Here is a 16775-nt window from a genome sequence, read left to right as displayed (position 1 = left end):
TGGCAAATTCTGACCGCCGGTGGATTTGCAGATATACTCATTTTAGCGCTTCCTGCTCTATCTGCTAGCTGCCTGGCCTGATCTAGCCAGAAAAAGTAAATTGCATTATTAATGCATATATCTATGGGACGGTGTACAGAGCTGGGCCTGTATCAATAAGGCAAGCTATGGGATGTAATGTTATGAAGGGTTTCAAATTGGGAGAGGCCGACAATGGCAAAGATAGATTGGGGTTGGGTTTGTACTGCCAGACAGGTAGAGAGAAAGATAGTCCCTCCTGCCTGAAAGTTATGCATGTGGCAGGAGGGGCCGCATACATAGTTAAAGTGATTTATGATAGTTTCGAAAAGAATCTACGCAGGCAAAGCCAGCGCGCTGATAGAGCTGTTGAGCATTGGTTAAGCTTTGGACATCGACATTGAGCCGAATTGTACCAATCCCATGGCGATAAAATGTCTGTAAAGAATGTTGGAGCAGGGCCATACCTAATCCGCGCCTGCGCCAGGGGCGCCGTATGCCCAGATGCATTATCTCGCCCTTGCCATGAATGATTTGATTGAGGGCAGATCCGGCAATAGTCGCGCCATCCCAGGCAACCAGCCAGAGAGAGGGTCAAAATGCTCAGAGTGCATATTGAGGCGCCGGCCCCATTCGGCATACGTTCTTGGCAACTTGCCGCGCTCATCCAGAAAAGCCTCTTCATCAGCCTCATATACGCCCCGTTCATCCTGCCCAACAGCGAACGGTTTAACGGCAATACCCGGAGTAGCTGCCGGAGCTTCCGGTGCCTGGATAAGCTGTAGTTCCATAATCCAGAACGTTGAGGAAAGAGTATAGCCTGCCTTTTCCAGTAAACAGCAAGCTGCAGGATTTTCGCCCTGCAGCTGAGCAAGCAGGCTAGCAGATTGAGATGTGCTGCATAGCCGAGCCTGCGTTTCTGCCTCTCTCAGCAAGGCCAGCCCGATACCATGCCCTTGATAGGCAGGTTGAACCCAGACGTTTGGCGTGACCTGGCCAGAAATGCGCGGCCTGAGCTCGGCGTAGCCAACGCAACAATCATCAGCGGTAACGGCAACCCAGGCCAGGGTATCTGGCTCCAGGCCTGGCCAGAAAGATGATTGGCTATGTGCGGCACTCATCTCCTCGCGTAGTTGCCGCACTTTACCCAAATCCTCCTGGCAGAAGGGGCGGAGCTGGATAGCTGGATCAAGCGGCAAGGACTTCCCCCTTGCTCACTTTTGTCACGATGGCGGTAATATTGTCGGGGCCGCCGCGCTCGTTGGCTAGCTTGATAAGCTGCTCGACGCTCGCGTGTGAGTCGTATGGTTCCACGATGGCCTTGATCTCCTGGTCGCTGATCAGACTTGAGAGTCCATCAGTGCAGAGAATCAGAATATCGCCATTCTGCACTTCTTCCACAAACGTGTCAACCGTGACATCGGGCTCAGTTCCTATGCTGCGCGTAATGACATTGCTGCGCGGATGGGTACGCGCCTGCTCCGGCGTTAAGATCCCGGCCAGCACTTGCTCGGCAACCCAGGAATGATCGCGCGAGATCTGCCTGATCTGGCCGCCACGCACAATGTAAGCTCGGCTATCGCCAACATTGGCGATGTAGGCAGTATTGCCACGTACCACGGCCGCTATACAGGTCGAACCTATCTTCCCCTGTTGTAACCCGATACTCTGAGCGCCTTGATATACCCGAAAATTGGCACGCTTAACAGCCTGCGTCAGGGCCACTGTGATATCATCTTCCAGGCTCTGATAATAGGCAGTATTTACCTCTTCCACTGTGAGCTTGCTGGCCAGCTCCCCTCTATCGTGTCCTCCCATGCCGTCAGCGACCACGAAAAGCGCTCCCTTTGTCGTCCTGACCGCTGTATCCTGTGGCACAACTGAGAGCATATTGTCCTCATTGTTAGCTCGTTTGCGACCGATATCGGTTTGCTGGGCAATCTCTAGCTGGAAAGGATGGTTTAGCATGGCATATTCCTTTTCACGATTCAATAATTGTCGTAAGAAGGCTCGAATACAATGGATGTGTTCAACAAATGCCGTCACTGACAGATCATAGAGAATAAAGCTCCAGAAGCGCAACAGGCCCGGCAGACCAGCCCTCTGGAGGGCTTCGCGGCAGCAAGCGCGAAAGGTCTGTAGCATCTCTTGCTGGCATGTACGTCTGAACTGGGCCGGATAGAGCAGGAGAAAGAGGCGATAAAGCTGCTCAGAAGTTGTTAATACACGCTTTGAGTAGGGTATCATTACATACCTCCCGCCAGGCCCGTGCCAGGCAATAGTTGCTTACTTTGCGCAACCCTAACTAGTTGCTCCAAACGCTGTGCCTCCGCCTGCACGACGCGCTGACCAAAATCGGTAAGGCGATAGTAGCGGCGCCGCTCGTCATCTAGCTCCGGGTCGGGGCGCTCGCTAGAGGCCTCAATCAGTCCATCGGCCATCATACGCTTGATCGATCCATAGAGGGTACCCGGTCCCATGCGCATCTTGCCCTCGGTGCGCACGGCAATCTCTTGCATGATGCCATAGCCGTGCCGCTCTTTATCAACCAGGGCCAGTAAGATGTGAAAAACCGCAGGCGTTAGAGGAAGCATGCCTTCGGGCTCGCGTCTGATATTTTTCATGCCAATTTTCCCATCTTTATCTTTCAATATATCATATGCGGATATATCCGTTAATGATATAGTAAGGTAAACAAGAAGAGTTTGTCAAGGGCTAACAAAATTTCGTGCGTAAGGCTAACTGCACTCGTTAGAGGCTCAAGCAAGAAGGGTGACCTTGACAAGCCGGAGACATTGTAATTATAATACTTACATCTGATCGTAATAAAAATTGTTACAGCCAGAGAAAGAGAGCAAGGAAATGTCCCTGCGGGGAGGAGGATGTTGCGATGAGTGCCAATAGTCGTTTAACCTTAGCAACTCACGCACTCGTGTGGATGGCCTATTATAAAGATGCGCCCGAGATGGCCACATCAGAGCGCATAGCCAGGAGCGTTAATGCGAATCCTGTAGTTTTGCGCGGCCTGCTGGGGATGATGGAGAAGCAGCACCTGGTGAGCGTCCAGCGTGGGGGCAATGCCGGCTGGAAACTGGCTCGCCGACCCGAGGAGATCGCGCTGCTTGATATCTATCGGGCCGTCAAGCCACACTCGCTATTCTCGCTACATCATACGCCACCCAATCCGCACTGCGTTATTGGCTGTAATATCGGTTCTGCGCTGCAAGATGTCTATGGGAATGTCCAGAATACGCTTGAGCAGGAACTGGCGCGCACAACCATTGCCGATGTTCTGCAAGCCACACTTGCGCCTAAAGCTGAGACGCAGCAGGCTGATGTCGCTCATCCAGCCCAGGCATCGCCGCAAGCGTAACCGCGCTCCCGCCTGGTTGGGCTTGTGAAATGGGTTTGTCTGAGAAATAAGGGTGAGGCATTTTTTTGTCATCGAATGTAATAAAAATTGTTACAATAGAGAACCAAGGAGCTTGCTAATCTATGTCACAGGTAGCACCACATCACCTGACGACCGAACAAAAGCAACAGAGCCGGATCGACCCACGCATTTTTCTGCTGACGCTTGGCACATTCGCGCTGGGCACTGATGCTTTTGTGGTGGCCGGCGTTCTGCCCATGATCGCCAAAGAGACAGGAGTTACCGAAGGTCTGGCCGGGCAGTTGGTCACCGTCTTTTCCCTTACCTACGGCCTGGGAGCACCCTTGCTGGCGGCTATCATCGGTCGCTGGCCACGTAATCGGGTACTGATCGCAGCTCTGGGGCTCTTTGGTCTGGCCAACCTGGGCTCTGCCCTTGCCCCTTCATATCTTCTCCTGCTGATCTCGCGCATTCTAGTTGGCTGCTTTGCGGCTGTCTATACACCTCTGGCCTATACCACGGCTACTGCCCTGGCTCCGGCTGAGAAGCGCGGACAAGCCTTATCGCTGGTAGTAGTTGGCATCACGGTGGCCACTGCGATTGGTTCACCCCTAGGCACCTGGGTTGGCGAGCACTATGGCTGGCGCTTCTCCTTTGTCCTGATCACCGTCCTGGCTGGGATCGCCTTTCTGGCCCTCCTGCTCTGCGGTCTGCCCAAAGAGAGGGTCCAGTCGGTCCTTCCGCTCAAGGCGCGCCTGGCGCCCATCGCGCATCCCGTGGTGGCCCTGGCCCTGCTGCCGGCCCTGTTCTGGAACCTTGGCGCCTTTCTCGTCTATACCTATATCGCGCCGCTGCTACAGCAGAATCTCCATATTCTTGACATTAGCGGATTGCTGGTAGCCTATGGCCTGGGAGCCGTTGGTGGCACATTGTCGGGAGGCAGATTGGCAGATCGCTTTGGTGCGCAGCGCCCAATTATAACCTTGTTGATCGTCCTGAGTATTGTAGAGGCTATCCTTGTCTTCACAACGACGAGCCTGCTCAGCACGCTGGTGACGCTCTTTATCTTTGGCCTGTTAACCTCGTTGATCTTTATTCCGCAGCAGCATCGACTCTTGAGTGTGGCGCCTGAGCATGCAAACGTTATCCTGGCCCTTAATAATTCAACCTTCTATCTGGGGATAGCTGCCGGTGCGGCCATTGGCGGCGTTGCGCTACGCACAGTCGCCGTGACGCAACTCGGCTGGCTTGGAGCAGCTTTTATGCTGCTGGCCCTCCTCGCCTTCTTCCTGAGTATATACTATACCCGGACGGCACGCGCCCGTGGTCTGAGTAAGAGCGTTGACCAGGAACAGGCGAGCCAGGAGAAAGAAGAGGTCTTCATCTTGCCCGAATAAAGCAGGTTAGCCTCTTCTGGTCGGCGCAAGCTATATGCGGGCCGCGAGGTCGGGCAGGAGGCTGAAGCGCAGAATACATTTCCTGGGAGCTGGCGTAGTGCCCCAGCTCCTGCTTCCCGGCTAGCAGGGTCTATAGCGCTCTGGCTATAGCCCTGTCTCCTCCTGAGAGGTCCGGGTTAAGCGGGCCTCTCTTCTAAGTTTACTTGAAATGGAGCAATCCCTGTTTCCCCGTATACCAGCGTCCCCACCAGCAGAAGAGAAGCAGGCTTGCCGAGACCACCACTACCAGCCAGTTGATATCCAGGACCTTAGCGATCACCGCCGCGAACAGCAGGACCGGGATCGAGCCAATATTGTACATCATAAATTGCAAGGAGATCACGCGCGCGCGCCCCTCCTCTGGCGCCCGTTCCTGCATTAAGGTCTGGGTTGGCACATTGATCAGGCCCAGGGCAGCCCCCAGGAAAAAGACAAGTGCCATCGTAAAGATTAAGAGGAAGGGCGATTCGGCGCCGTGAGCTGGATCAAGCCAGAAAGCAATTTTCTGGCTCACGATTAAGAGCATGAAGCCGGCAGCCAGGGCGATAAGTCCCGTCGTCGTAAGCTTCATTTTCTCGAAGCGCTCAGTAATGCGCGGGGCCAGAACCGAAGCTCCCACCAGGCCAATACCGGCCGGCGCCAGAATCAGCGCCATGTCGGCAGCTGGTCGATGAAGGATCGCCGTCACAAACGTTCCGGCCAGCTCGCCAACCAGCAGCATAATAATACCAATTACCGAAAGCTGGATTACCGAGAAGAAGAGCAGATGGTCGGCGCGCACAATGTTCCAGCCCTCAACCATATCATGCCAGAGGTGAACAATCGCCTCGCGCGTCGTGACGTTGGTGGGCTTATTATTGTTGTTGTTGACATGCGCCTGCTCAAAAGCGCGGGCCGGAATGCACAAAATCAGGATCGTGCATACGCCATAGAGGAGCGCTACCATCAGAAAGAGCATATCTATGGATTTCATATGCAGAACCAGGGAACCCAGTTGCAGGGTAAATGGTGGGAAGAGCGTAGTTACCAGGCCACCCAGCAATAGGAAACCAATAACCATCGAGACAGTGAGTGTAATGTTAAAGAGAGCCAGTGCTGGCATGAGCTCGCGCTCGCCGACCAGCAAGGGAATGGATGAGCCCTCGGCGGGGGTAAAGAATTGGCCGATAAGTGCCGTCAGGAAGATCAAGATGAACAATGGCCAGATATTCGTTGGGTTGGAGAGCAGCGAGAGGCACATGAGCAACATCGTTCCCATCCGCAGCGCATTGCTGATCCAGAGCACCTGGCGTTTATCAAACCAGTCAACGATCACTCCGGCGATGGCGCCGAAGGGGAAAGCCGGCAACTGGAACGCAATGATGGCAAGACCTACAAGGATTACCGAATTCGTGGTGTCCTGAACCAGCACAATCAGGCCGTAATTGGCGGCGTTGAGGATGGTTAGCGAGATAAGCTGGGCCATCCACAATAATAAGAAATTACGATTTTTTAGCACCTGCCAGGAACTTGTTACCGCTTGCGACGGCTGCTCTGGCGATCCCGACCTACTAGGCTCTTCCGTTATAATCGACATGGCACGCTAGGCCCTCCATCAACTAAATATCCAGGGTACGTTTCTGTGGCCAGAAATATCTGATTTTTTCCCGCCCTTAACTTTTTAATACGTCTAATAATAGCCCAAAGTAGTAAACAGAAGCAATCAAGTACCAATTTTGCAGGCGATTGTATGTATCACCCCGCTCAGTATGCTATAATATAACTTTATGTCTACAGAAATAAGGCTGGGCCGAGGCTCCTGGCCATGCTAGTTGGGCGCGTGCGGGAAGCCGCGCTAAGCGGCTTTTGCTCTCTATCGAGAATGCTCAGTCCGTGCTATAATAACGCCATGACCATAACACCGATATCTCTAACTAAATCCAGCAATCCAACAAAAACCGATCTGCTCGCCCTTACCCTCCCGCAGCTCCAGCAATGGCTGGTAGAACGCGGCGAGCCGGCCTTTCGTGCGCGTCAGATCTATAGCTGGCTTTTCCAGCATCTTGTTACCGATTTCGCAGCGATGAGCAATCTGCCGCTGGCTCTGCGTCAGCGCCTGGCCGACGAGGCCAGCATTGGCCCAATGATTGTGCGCAGCGAGCTCCATTCGAAGGATGACCGCACGCGCAAAATCTTGTTGGAACTTGCCGATGGCAAACTTATCGAGTCGGTGTTAATGCTCTATCCTCCCGTGGGAGAGAGTACAGCCCGGGCCACAGTTTGCGTTTCCAGCCAGGCGGGCTGTGCCTATGGCTGCACCTTTTGCGCTACTGGGCAGATGGGTTTCGAGCGGCATTTAAGTGCCGGCGAAATCGTGGCCCAGGTGCTCTTCTTCGCGCGCGAGCTCCGCAACGCACCCTGGACTGCCGCTGGCTTACCGGGTAGCAAACCCATCGATCATATTACCAATATCGTCATGATGGGCATGGGCGAGCCGCTGCATAACTATGCCAACCTTTTGCAAGCCCTGCGCATCCTCAACAGCGCCCAGGGCTTTAATCTTGGCGCGCGCCACATGACAGTCTCGACAGTAGGATTGGCACCGGCTATTCGCAAGCTAAGCCAGGAAGCGCTACAGATCAACCTTGCCATCTCCTTGCACGCTCCCACCGACGAGCTGCGCAGCAAGACCATGCCAGTAAACCGCAAATATCCGCTGGCCGAGCTTCTGGCCGCCTGTCAGGACTATATCTCTGCCACGCATCGCCAGGTCACCTTTGAATATGTGCTGCTCTCCGGCGTCAACGATACGCCGACCCATGCGCACGAGCTGGCTGAGCTTCTGGCGCCCCTTAAGCAGTTTGCCCATGTTAACTGCATTCCTGTCAATGCCACCTCCGCCGCCTATCGACCACCCACACCTGAAGCAATACGGGCCTTTCGCGATACGCTCTTTACCCATGGAGTAAGCAATAGCGTGCGCGCAGAGCGTGGAGATGATATCGCCGCAGCCTGTGGACAGTTGCGCACAAAGTTTGAGAAAGCAAGCAAGAAATAACGCGCTGTGGGGATAGCTGGAAAGGACCGGGGTCCAGGGGTGCTCGCAGACTCTCTTTCCTCCTCACCGCCGCAGGCGATGGAAAAACTTGCACACGGGGTTAGTTAAATGGATCTGAAGAGAGATAGAGATGCGAAACATTTTACATATTGAGAAATGGGGTGAGCCGAAAAAAAGCAAGCAAGAGGCCTGCGTCTCTTTCCCTCTTTGGTAACTGCGCAATGACACCATGAGCAAGAACCCATCATCACGCAGCTACAGAAGAGAAGAGCATTGTTACTTGCGCACCTTTGGTAGCTTGCTCATTGTACGTAAACAGCGTGTGCAGATATTGACAGTGCGCTGCACGCCATTGATCTCCAGGCGGCGACGATGTACATTGAGTACAAAGCGGCGACGTGTACGGTGCTGCGAAAAAGGCACGTTATTGCCATACATAGGCTTGCGCTCGCATATATCACAACGACCTGCTGACATGATTATCTCCTCCCAGATAGAAATCTCCAACGGGCATAGCCGACACATGGCAGTTTACAGGAAGCGCATACTTCCTCCGAAGGCAAGCAACGGAAAGTTCTGCTCTGGCCTGCTATAAGGGCACCGCTTGATTTTTACTTGATTCTCCTCGGGGCCTTTGGTATACTGGCATCCGTGAAACCCGTGCTCTGATGTTAAACCCGAACACGTTATGCGAGTATAACCCATCCGGGTTAATTTGGCAAGAGAGAGACATATGCGGCCAAAAGCACCTGCTATCCATCCACGCTACGGATCGAGCCCGCGCGGCAAGATTGAGGTCCTACCTAATGCTATCCATTCTATTGCTGTTAAGGCCATGTACGAATGTTATGGCGTGCTTGGGATTGCCTCGCCTCGTCTGCGCAATGGGGAGGCCATACTCCTGACGCCTGAGCAGAGCAACCAGGGGGTACGGGTGAGTGTGAGCAACGAACAGCTTATCATCGATGTCTATGTGGTGCTGGAATATGGATTGCGCATTTCTGAGATCGCGCATAATATTATGAGCAGCGTTAAGTTCTCAGTCGAGAAGATGCTGGGTGTACCTGTGGCCCAGGTAAATGTCAATATCCAGGGGTTGATCCATGGCCCGACATTTCAGGAAGAAATAAGGGAGCGCAAAAAGTACTAATGGCGCTAATGCAGTTAGAAACTTCGCGCGATTTTATTTCGTGAAATAGAAAAGAGTAACTCAGGGCTATGTACTTGCATACACATGGCTGTCTCTGAGAGAGGCAAGCAATAAAGTAGAAGCAAAAGGTAACAAAGTCGTTATGCAGGAACAATTACCACGCACCAGACGATTACGGCCTCGACGCATTAGCATCTTTGATGGCCAGGATTTGCGCAAGGCTATTCTGGCCGGCGCTGCTTGGTTAGAAGAGAATCGTGAGATGATTAATGCGCTCAACGTCTTTCCCGTCCCCGATGGTGATACAGGTTCTAACATGTCGGCGACGTTGAAGTCGGCCATTAAAAATATTCTCACTAATGAAGAGACTTCAGCTGGCGCGATTGCCGCCAGAGTTGCGCATGATGCGCTTATGGGCGCGCGTGGTAATTCCGGGGTAATTTTATCGCAGACGTTGCGCGGATTGGCTCAGGGGCTTGGCAATAAGCCAACCTTTGCGGCGCAGGATCTGGCTGTGGCTTTTCAGGAGGCTGAACGCCTGGCCTATCGCGCGGTGATTAAACCTGTAGAGGGCACGATCTTGACGGTTGTGCGCGAGACTGCGGTTGCCGCCACGAGTAGCGCGCAACGCGGCGATGACCTGGTGGCCCAATGGCAAGAGATCGTCGTGGCCGCACGCCAGGCCGTAGCGCGCACGCCTGAGATGCTTCCTTTGCTCAAACAGGCAGGCGTAGTTGATGCCGGTGGCCAGGGTTTTTGCACTTTCCTTGAGGGCATCTGGCGCTATATCCGCGGCGAAGGCGAGACGGATCAGATCCTCTCAACACCGCCGCTTCCCGCTGCCGAGCCGTCCCATACCAAAAAGGGTCGCGTCTCTGTCGAGGAGGAATTTGGCTACGAGGTAGTCTTTTTGCTGCGTGGGCAAAATCTTGATGTGGCTGGAATTCGTCAGGCCATCATCGATATGGGCGGCGTCTCTACTGTCGTGGCGGGCGACGAGAAAATGCTCAAGGTCCATACCCACACGCTTACGCCCGGCAAGATCCTCGATTATGGTGTCAGTCTTGGCAGCCTGCTGGATATTAACATTGAGAACTTGCAGGAGCAGAGCCTGACCTATGCCGCTGAGAGCGCAGCCGAGCATGCCGCAGAGCCAGAAGAGCCGGAGGCGGTAGCTCACATCGCCACAGTGAGCGTGGTCTCGGGGGCCGGCTTTGAAAAGGTCTTCCAGGGTCTGGGAGTGAGCGCGCTTGTCTCCGGCGGCCAGACGATGAATCCCAGCATAGAAGAACTCCTCGATGCAGTTGAGCAGGTCCAGGCCAGGCAAATTATTATCCTCCCCAACAATAGCAACGTCATCCTCAGCGCGCAGCAAGTCAGCACTCTCACCCAGAAAGAAATCTACGTAGTTCCCAGCAAAACCTTGCCCCAGGGGATCGCTGCTCTGCTGAGCTTTAATTTCGAAGCCGACTTTGCCACCAACTGCAAAACCATGACCGAGGCCATGGCCAATGTGCAGACCGCTGAGATCACTATCGCGGTCCGCTCTGTGCAAATAGACACGATGCAGGTTCGTGAAGGGGACTATATAGGGGTAATTAATGGAAATCTTGCCGTGGCTGGTTCGCGCGCCGAGCAGGTGATCCATGATACCTTACAACGCATGAATATTGACAACTACGAAATCGTGACGCTTTACTATGGCCAGCATATTACCAATGAACAAGCTCAGGAAACTGCGCAAAAGATCAAGCAAAAGCATTCCCATCTTGAGATTGAGGTTGTAGATGGCGGCCAACCTTATTACGCCTATATACTTTCCGCCGAGTAGTTCTTCTGCACTCTTCCTAATAATTAAGTAGGCGTTTGACAAATTTTCATTCTGCGAGCTCACGGCTCTGGTCCTGAGCGGCCCGTTGCGCGGGAACGATTTATGCTAAGCTCTGGCTGGTGGATTGGTTCCTATCCTGCTCTTTAAGGGCTCTAGCTCCTGGGAAATATGCCAGGTGTTATCTGGCTGCATGAGAGCGGTTGTGCAGTCCTTCGTTATATAAAGTATGACTATTCGGCCTGGAACCGATTCATTATTTATTGCAGGAGGCCTGTCATGGTTGTTCGTATTGTTACCGATAGCACCGCGGATCTCCCTCTTGATGTGGCGGAGGCGGCGGGCATCACTATTGTGCCCCTGACTGTATTTTTTGGGGACGAAGCCTATCTTGATGGGAAGGAGCTCACTAGCCAGGAGTTCTACAGTAAGCTGCAAGCCAGCAAAGACTTGCCACGCACTTCTCAGCCCTCGCCGGCGGCTTTTCAGGAAGCCTTTACGCGCTTAATCGACGAAGGCGCTGATGGCATTCTCTCAGTTCATCTTTCCTCGCGTCTCAGTGGTACCTATCAATCGGCCTGTAATGCGCGCGATACCCTGCCCGATGCGCTGAAAAAGGTTCCTATAGATGTTGTGGATTCGCAGAGTGTCAGCGCCGGTATGGGCGTGCCTCTGCTGCAAGCTGCCGAAGAGGCGCGGCAGGGCCAGAGCCTCGAAGAGATCAAAGCGCACCTTGTCGATAAGTTCTCCCGCACGCGTATTCTTGCCGTCCTTGATACCCTCGAATTCATCAAGCGCGGCGGCCGGATTGGCGCAGCCAGAGCCCTGCTTGGCAATATGCTTAGCGTCAAACCTATTGTTTCCTTGAAGGAGGGAGCGGTAATTCCTATAGAGCAGCCCCGCACGCGCAACAAGGCCTATGCACGCGTCGCCCAATTGGTAAGCGAATTAGAGCCCCTTGAGAGCGTTTCTATAGTGGAGGCCAATGACGAGGTTGGGACCCAGCTAGCCCAGGCGCTCAAGGCCATCTGGCCACATGAGGTTCCTCGCTATAAGCTGGGAGCGGTCCTGGGTACCCATACCGGCCCGGGGACCGCTGGCGTCGTTCTGATTACCGCTAACTGAGAGAGGAAACTTTTGTTGTGACGGAACATTATATAGTGCCCAATATCTACACTGATATGAGCAATCAATCTCAGGGATATTTTGCCTTCCGCTTCACCTGCCAGCGCTGTTACTGGCAAATCGATTCGCGGCCGCTGCGCTCGACTGTCAGTACTGTCAGCAACATCATGGATATTGGGGTTGGCTTGCTGGGAGGCTTTCTGGGTCGGGCCGCTGAGGCCGGGCAGAAAATTTACGGCTCCCAATGGCACCAGGAACAGGCCGATGCCCTGCAAAAATCCTGGGCCCAGGTGCAGCATGAGTTCCATACCTGCCCTAAATGTTCTTACACTGTATGCATGCGCTGCTTTAATATCAAGCTCAATCTATGTAATAATTGTGCGCCCGACCTGAAGGCTGAGGGAGCGCAGTTCTTACATGAGCAGAACATAGAGGCGCAACGGCAGCAGATTCAGGAGGGCTATCGAGCTCCCAGGTTTGATATTTCTGCTATCCCTTCGGCTGTAACGCCAGAGCTTGTTCAGCCGTCACAGCGCTCTCTTCCTTCAACCGCACCGGCTGGCTATCTACCTGCTCAGGCGGGGATAGAGAGCCAGAGGCCAGCTAGTGCCAGCTCTGGAAATTTAGAGACGGTCATGTGTCCAAACTGTCGGTGCATGGGGCCCGCGAGCAAATTTTGTCAGGATTGCGGCAGCAGACTCCCGGCGCCTGAGCGCGTTTGTCATCAATGCTCTTCGCCGCTACAGAACAATCCGCGCTTCTGTCCCGAATGCGGAACCAGGCTACAGATGGCCACCTGAAGCCAACTTAATTCCATCTTGCTTGCCTGAGCAAGCTCGTCGGGTGCACTGTCCGAAAGTACGATGCCGTGGAGGAATCTTTCTATTATACTGAGTTGCTGTGGGAAGATCCCCCAGGCGAGCAAGATAATCTATCCTGATTTGAGCAGAAAGAATGTTTTCAGGCTGATGTGTAAACGATGTCCTCCGACCTCTCTACAAAGAGAGAGGTGATGCTTACTTATGCTGAGGTTGGCATAGAGCCTTGTTCTCAGCTAGTCTATCATTTCCTGAGCAGACCAGGCTTTGTTTGGGAAAGCGGAGCCTTCTTCATATGATAGACGGAAACTATTTCCTGCCTTACTGGATGAAGTAGGGTTATCGCGTACTGTAGCGTAACGGCAAAGCAATCTTCCATTTGCTGCCATCCTTCAGCGCTTGATAAGCCACCTCTATCGCCTCTTCTACCTTAGAAATTTGCCTACGTTCCTCTTCATTCAGCGCAATCTAGTGATCTGTCAGGTACTTGCCATCGACAGGCGGCGCACGCGTCAAACGAAGCCTGGCAAAGCGCTAGAAAAAAAGACTGGATACTCTACACATGCCAAAAAATACAAAGATTATAACCATTGTCGCCTTGATGCTCGTCCTTGCCCTGGCAACCCTTGATTCAACGATTGTTGCGACAGCAATGCCCAACGTTGTCAGCCAACTGGGCGGAATTACCCTCTATTCCTGGGCTTTCTCGGCCTATTTGCTAACCTCTACAACTGTCGTCCCGTTGTATGGCAAACTTGCTGATCTCTATGGACGTAAGCTCATACTGCTGATCGGATCGCTGATCTTCTTGGTTGGTTCGGCTGCTTGTGGCTCTGCCCAGAGTATGGAGCAGTTGATCTTCTTTCGGGGCTTGCAGGGCCTGGGAGCAGGCGCTATCCAGCCACTTGTCCTGACGATTATCGCTGATATCTCTGCTTCTGTTCAGGAGAATGCGCGTATGCAAGGGGTGGTTGGAGCGCTGTGGGGCGTCTCCAGCGTAGTAGGTCCGTTACTCGGGGGCTTGATTGTCGATCATTTCTCCTGGCCCTGGATTTTCTACCTCAACCTGCCCCTTGGGCTCCTCGCTCTTGTTCTGCTTGCCATTTTTTACCGCGAAAGCTTTGTGCGCCAGAAGCACAAACTTGACTATCTTGGCACGGTCTTATTAACCGGGGCCGTAATTGCTTTGCTGCTCTTCCTGCTGCAGGGAGGAACGGCCTGGGCCTGGATCTCCTGGCCTAGCCTGGCTTTGTTGCTTGCCACACTCATTTTATTCTTAGTCTTTTCCCTTGTCGAGAGGCGCGCAGCCGAGCCCATTCTCCCGCTTGAGCTCTTTGCTGAGCGAACTATTGCGATCTCCAACAGTGGTAGTTTCCTGTTGGGATGCATCATCTTTAGCTTGATGACCTATGTGCCGCTCTTTGTGCAGGGCGTCCAGGGAGGAAGTGCAACGGAAGCTGGCTTTGCCCTCGTCCCGAATCTTGTGAGCTGGGCCATTACCTCTATGGTGGCTTCGGTCATACTTGCACGCTTTGGCAATCGTTTGATGGTGCTGGTCGGAGCTGTCGTGACGGTAGTGGGCGTGGGTATGGCAGTTTTCTTCAAGGAGCAGACCAGCTTTGCCTTTATTGCGCTCGCGATGGTTGTGATGGGTTTAGGGTTTGGCCTTGTCGCCATCATTTACACCCTGGCGGTGCAGCAGGCAGCACGCAAGGAGATGGTAGGGGTGGCAACTGCTTCAACCCTGTTTGTCAAGATGATTGGAGGAACTGTAGGCGTTGCCATCATGGGAGCCATTCTGAACGGGCAGATGCAAGCGCGTTTCGCGCCCATTATGGGCCATTTCGCGAAAACTATGAAGCGGCTCCCACCGAATACCCCTCCGGCCAATCTATTGCTCGTACCAGACATACGCGCTCTGCTGCCGACTGCCTTGCTAGAGCAGCTCAAAATAGCTTTCTCCCAGAGCCTGTTCTGGGTTTTCCTCTCGATGCTGGCCCTGGCTCTCGTCAGCCTGCTCATCATGCTCTGGTTCCCGGCCGATCCCGCTCCTAAAGCGGTTAAAGGAGGCAGTACTGAGGAAAAAGAGCTAGCCCAAAGTGGGTTCTAAAGAACGCCTTTTCGGGCTCCAAGGAGAGCATGCAGCCTCACGGGTTCCGTGAGGCATACAACAAGCGTGCTGCAAAGCCAGCCTCTACCGTAAGGCAAGCTCTCGGGCTTATTTAGCGGTAGAGGCTATCTGCTTAGGCAATTCCGTAGTAGGAAGCCAGGGCCAGATAGAGCGGATATCGTGCTATAGAATGGTACAATATTTCATGCATATTAGTTTACAAGTGGCGAGATAGGCATTGACTAACCATGCCGGGTCACGTACAATAGTAATTGACAGCGCAGGCAAAATAGTTGAGCTGCCTGGCTGCCGAGTAGTGTTATATGCAGGTTCGCGTATATACCAGGCTTGAGAACGAGAAACGATCCGTCAGAGCAAACCGTGTCCTAAATAGGGATACCCGCAAAGGGCGTCCACATCTCTGTATCATGTAGTTCGTTTTGGTACACAGGTAACTGTCTAGTTGCCTCTCTACCTGTATAGGTATTCGTTGAAACTGCCATTGTAGATGGCGTAGACTACGAAGGAGGAACGACTGTGGGAATGTTACGGGTGATGTCACGACGCGGCGATGATCGCGTCACCTGGGACGAACAAAAAGTAGTGACGGGTGATCTCGAAGCAATCGCGGCAGTCAAAGAGGCGGAAAGAATTTTCGCACAAGAGCGTGCTAAAGGAGCAACAGCCTTCCGCGTTGAAACGGGCAAGCCGATCCAGCGTATCGACCAGTTTGACGCCACCGCCGAGCAGATAGTTATGGTCCCGCGAGTCGTTGGGGGATGAACCCCGTCTCTCAGGCACTTACTGTTCTGTGTTGGATTGTCATCGCTCTCGCTATCTCACCGATGGTGTGGTTAATTTTTCAACCATGCTTAAAGGGATGGTCGCGCGCCGAAAGACGGGCTACCGATCTTCTTCGCGACACGCTGACGCCGGAGCAATTTCGTCAGCTAAGCTGGCGCGGCTACCTGGAGATCCCTAGCCCTACTGCGCCCCAACGCATCTATCGTGTGCCGCGAAGTAGGGGGTATGTCCAGGTTGTTGAAAATGGTCATGCGGTCATGCGTCTGTGTCTGCAGCCGGTAGAGTATTTGCCGGACGCCGATATGGTGGTACTTCATAAACTAATGATTGAGGCGAATGAGGAAACCTACCTGCAGAAGGCAAATAAGTACTTATGTATCGACTAAGTAAAGCCTGGGATGCGAGAATGCTGACCTTTATACTCTAAACTATCTGCCTGGCGCACGCAAACGTAGCAGAAAAAGGGCGCGCTCGAACGCGCCCTTTCTTTGGGTTGATTTTAAAAGATTTCTCTGTGCCCATTCTGCCTGACGCAGGCATGTGGACCGCCATCCAGCGGCGCATGACAGAGCGGGCAGACGGGACGACCAGACTCTATCACTCTGGCGATTGTGCTTGCCAGCTCCTGGGCATCCTGTTGTGTGAAGATGAAGGAAACAGTATCGTCTTCGCGTAGCTGTGCCTTTGGCTCCTCTCCTGGCTCCATAACGATCTCTAGCGGGGTCGCGCTAAGGATAAAGGCTGCATTGTACTCATCGTAATGCAGCTTCATCTGCCCCACCTGGAAATCGAAGGCGGAAGCCAGGGGAAAATCGGCAGGCATGCCCTCGGGGACTGGCTGCCCACCGGCGCGCGCCTCCACGCGTAGCACCTGCCCTTCGGTAATCTGGGACATGAAGCGGTCAAGGGCCAGTGAAAGGCTATTGAGTTGCTCCTTCTCCATCCAGAGCACAACAGAGCCACGTCTGCTCTCCGCAAAGATCCGAAAACGGCGCTCACCGGGCTGCCCTATGGCATCCGCTCCCAGTACACTGATCAGGCCAAGCTCTCTACTCATAATTTGTACCTCTATCTAG

General features: G+C 53.5%; 17 protein-coding genes. 10 read left to right on the top strand and 7 right to left on the bottom strand.

The genetic code is table 11. The annotated features are described in order from the left end of the window. Positions 1 to 321: 321 nt before the first annotated feature. From EPA93_RS28925 to EPA93_RS28910, 4 genes are read right to left on the bottom strand one after another with little or no spacing between them, the layout of a single operon-like run. Positions 322 to 549: a GNAT family N-acetyltransferase gene (locus EPA93_RS28925; RefSeq protein WP_242527526.1), complete on the bottom strand. Its 228-nt coding sequence runs from the start codon at positions 547 to 549 to the stop codon at positions 322 to 324. Then, positions 528 to 1217, bottom strand: coding sequence for a GNAT family N-acetyltransferase (locus tag EPA93_RS28920; RefSeq protein WP_129890850.1), 690 nt, complete (start codon positions 1215 to 1217; stop codon positions 528 to 530). Before EPA93_RS28920 ends, EPA93_RS28925 begins: the two co-directional genes overlap by 22 nt. Next, on the bottom strand, positions 1207 to 2265 hold the full coding sequence (locus EPA93_RS28915) for a Stp1/IreP family PP2C-type Ser/Thr phosphatase (protein WP_129890849.1): 1059 nt from the start codon (positions 2263 to 2265) through the stop codon (positions 1207 to 1209). Before EPA93_RS28915 ends, EPA93_RS28920 begins: the two co-directional genes overlap by 11 nt. After that, positions 2265 to 2642 carry a PadR family transcriptional regulator gene (locus EPA93_RS28910; RefSeq protein ID WP_129890848.1) on the bottom strand — a complete coding sequence of 126 codons (378 nt, stop codon included), beginning with the start codon at positions 2640 to 2642 and terminating at the stop codon, positions 2265 to 2267. The genes EPA93_RS28915 and EPA93_RS28910 overlap by 1 nt, the downstream gene beginning before the upstream one ends. A 266-nt stretch (positions 2643 to 2908) precedes the next feature. Between EPA93_RS28910 and EPA93_RS28905 the strand changes: the two genes are divergently transcribed. Then, positions 2909 to 3391 carry an Rrf2 family transcriptional regulator gene (locus tag EPA93_RS28905; RefSeq protein ID WP_129890847.1) on the top strand — a complete coding sequence of 161 codons (483 nt, stop codon included), beginning with the start codon at positions 2909 to 2911 and terminating at the stop codon, positions 3389 to 3391. Between the two features lie 122 nt (positions 3392 to 3513). Further along, positions 3514 to 4788, top strand: a complete 1275-nt coding sequence (locus EPA93_RS28900; RefSeq protein WP_129890846.1) for an MFS transporter — start codon at positions 3514 to 3516, stop codon at positions 4786 to 4788. A gap of 199 nt (positions 4789 to 4987) precedes the next feature. Here the strand turns inward: EPA93_RS28900 and EPA93_RS28895 are convergent, their stop codons facing one another. After that, positions 4988 to 6403, bottom strand: coding sequence for an MFS transporter (locus EPA93_RS28895; protein WP_129890845.1), 1416 nt, complete (start codon positions 6401 to 6403; stop codon positions 4988 to 4990). Between the two features lie 312 nt (positions 6404 to 6715). Between EPA93_RS28895 and rlmN the strand changes: the two genes are divergently transcribed. Beyond that, on the top strand, positions 6716 to 7864 hold the full coding sequence (gene rlmN, locus EPA93_RS28890) for a dual-specificity RNA methyltransferase RlmN (protein WP_129894684.1): 1149 nt from the start codon (positions 6716 to 6718) through the stop codon (positions 7862 to 7864). Positions 7865 to 8140: 276 nt separating this feature from the next. On the opposite strand, the gene rpmB is transcribed toward rlmN, so the two are convergent. After that, positions 8141 to 8341: a 50S ribosomal protein L28 gene (rpmB, locus tag EPA93_RS28885; RefSeq protein WP_129890844.1), complete on the bottom strand. Its 201-nt coding sequence runs from the start codon at positions 8339 to 8341 to the stop codon at positions 8141 to 8143. Positions 8342 to 8597: 256 nt separating this feature from the next. On the opposite strand from rpmB, the gene EPA93_RS28880 reads away from it, so the two are divergent. The 7 genes from EPA93_RS28880 to EPA93_RS28850 all read left to right on the top strand — a co-directional run bounded on the left by EPA93_RS28880 (position 8598) and on the right by EPA93_RS28850 (position 16085). Then, positions 8598 to 9014 carry an Asp23/Gls24 family envelope stress response protein gene (locus tag EPA93_RS28880; RefSeq protein ID WP_129890843.1) on the top strand — a complete coding sequence of 139 codons (417 nt, stop codon included), beginning with the start codon at positions 8598 to 8600 and terminating at the stop codon, positions 9012 to 9014. 142 nt (positions 9015 to 9156) lie between these two features. Continuing rightward, entirely contained in the window at positions 9157 to 10845 is a 1689-nt protein-coding gene (locus EPA93_RS28875) for a DAK2 domain-containing protein (RefSeq protein ID WP_129890842.1), read from the top strand. Positions 10846 to 11121: 276 nt separating this feature from the next. Beyond that, positions 11122 to 11967: a DegV family protein gene (locus tag EPA93_RS28870; protein ID WP_165423460.1), complete on the top strand. Its 846-nt coding sequence runs from the start codon at positions 11122 to 11124 to the stop codon at positions 11965 to 11967. A gap of 17 nt (positions 11968 to 11984) precedes the next feature. Beyond that, positions 11985 to 12767 carry a zinc ribbon domain-containing protein gene (locus EPA93_RS28865; protein WP_129890840.1) on the top strand — a complete coding sequence of 261 codons (783 nt, stop codon included), beginning with the start codon at positions 11985 to 11987 and terminating at the stop codon, positions 12765 to 12767. A 580-nt stretch (positions 12768 to 13347) separates the two neighbouring features. Next, positions 13348 to 14895, top strand: coding sequence for an MDR family MFS transporter (locus EPA93_RS28860; protein ID WP_129890839.1), 1548 nt, complete (start codon positions 13348 to 13350; stop codon positions 14893 to 14895). Positions 14896 to 15438: 543 nt separating this feature from the next. Then, positions 15439 to 15678: a hypothetical protein gene (locus tag EPA93_RS28855; protein ID WP_242527525.1), complete on the top strand. Its 240-nt coding sequence runs from the start codon at positions 15439 to 15441 to the stop codon at positions 15676 to 15678. Further along, the gene (locus EPA93_RS28850) at positions 15675 to 16085 is read left to right on the top strand and encodes a hypothetical protein (RefSeq protein ID WP_129890837.1); all 411 of its coding nucleotides are present in this window, start codon (positions 15675 to 15677) and stop codon (positions 16083 to 16085) included. The genes EPA93_RS28855 and EPA93_RS28850 overlap by 4 nt, the downstream gene beginning before the upstream one ends. Positions 16086 to 16198: 113 nt before the next feature. Here EPA93_RS28850 and EPA93_RS28845 read toward each other — a convergent pair whose 3' ends face one another. Continuing rightward, positions 16199 to 16756 carry a DUF3090 family protein gene (locus EPA93_RS28845; protein ID WP_129890836.1) on the bottom strand — a complete coding sequence of 186 codons (558 nt, stop codon included), beginning with the start codon at positions 16754 to 16756 and terminating at the stop codon, positions 16199 to 16201. Between the last annotated feature and the right edge of the window lie 19 nt (positions 16757 to 16775).

Source organism: Ktedonosporobacter rubrisoli (genome assembly GCF_004208415.1).
Lineage (GTDB): Bacteria > Chloroflexota > Ktedonobacteria > Ktedonobacterales > Ktedonobacteraceae > Ktedonosporobacter > Ktedonosporobacter rubrisoli.
Note: the sequence above shows the minus strand (reverse complement) of the source record. Positions and strands in the feature narration are given on the sequence as shown.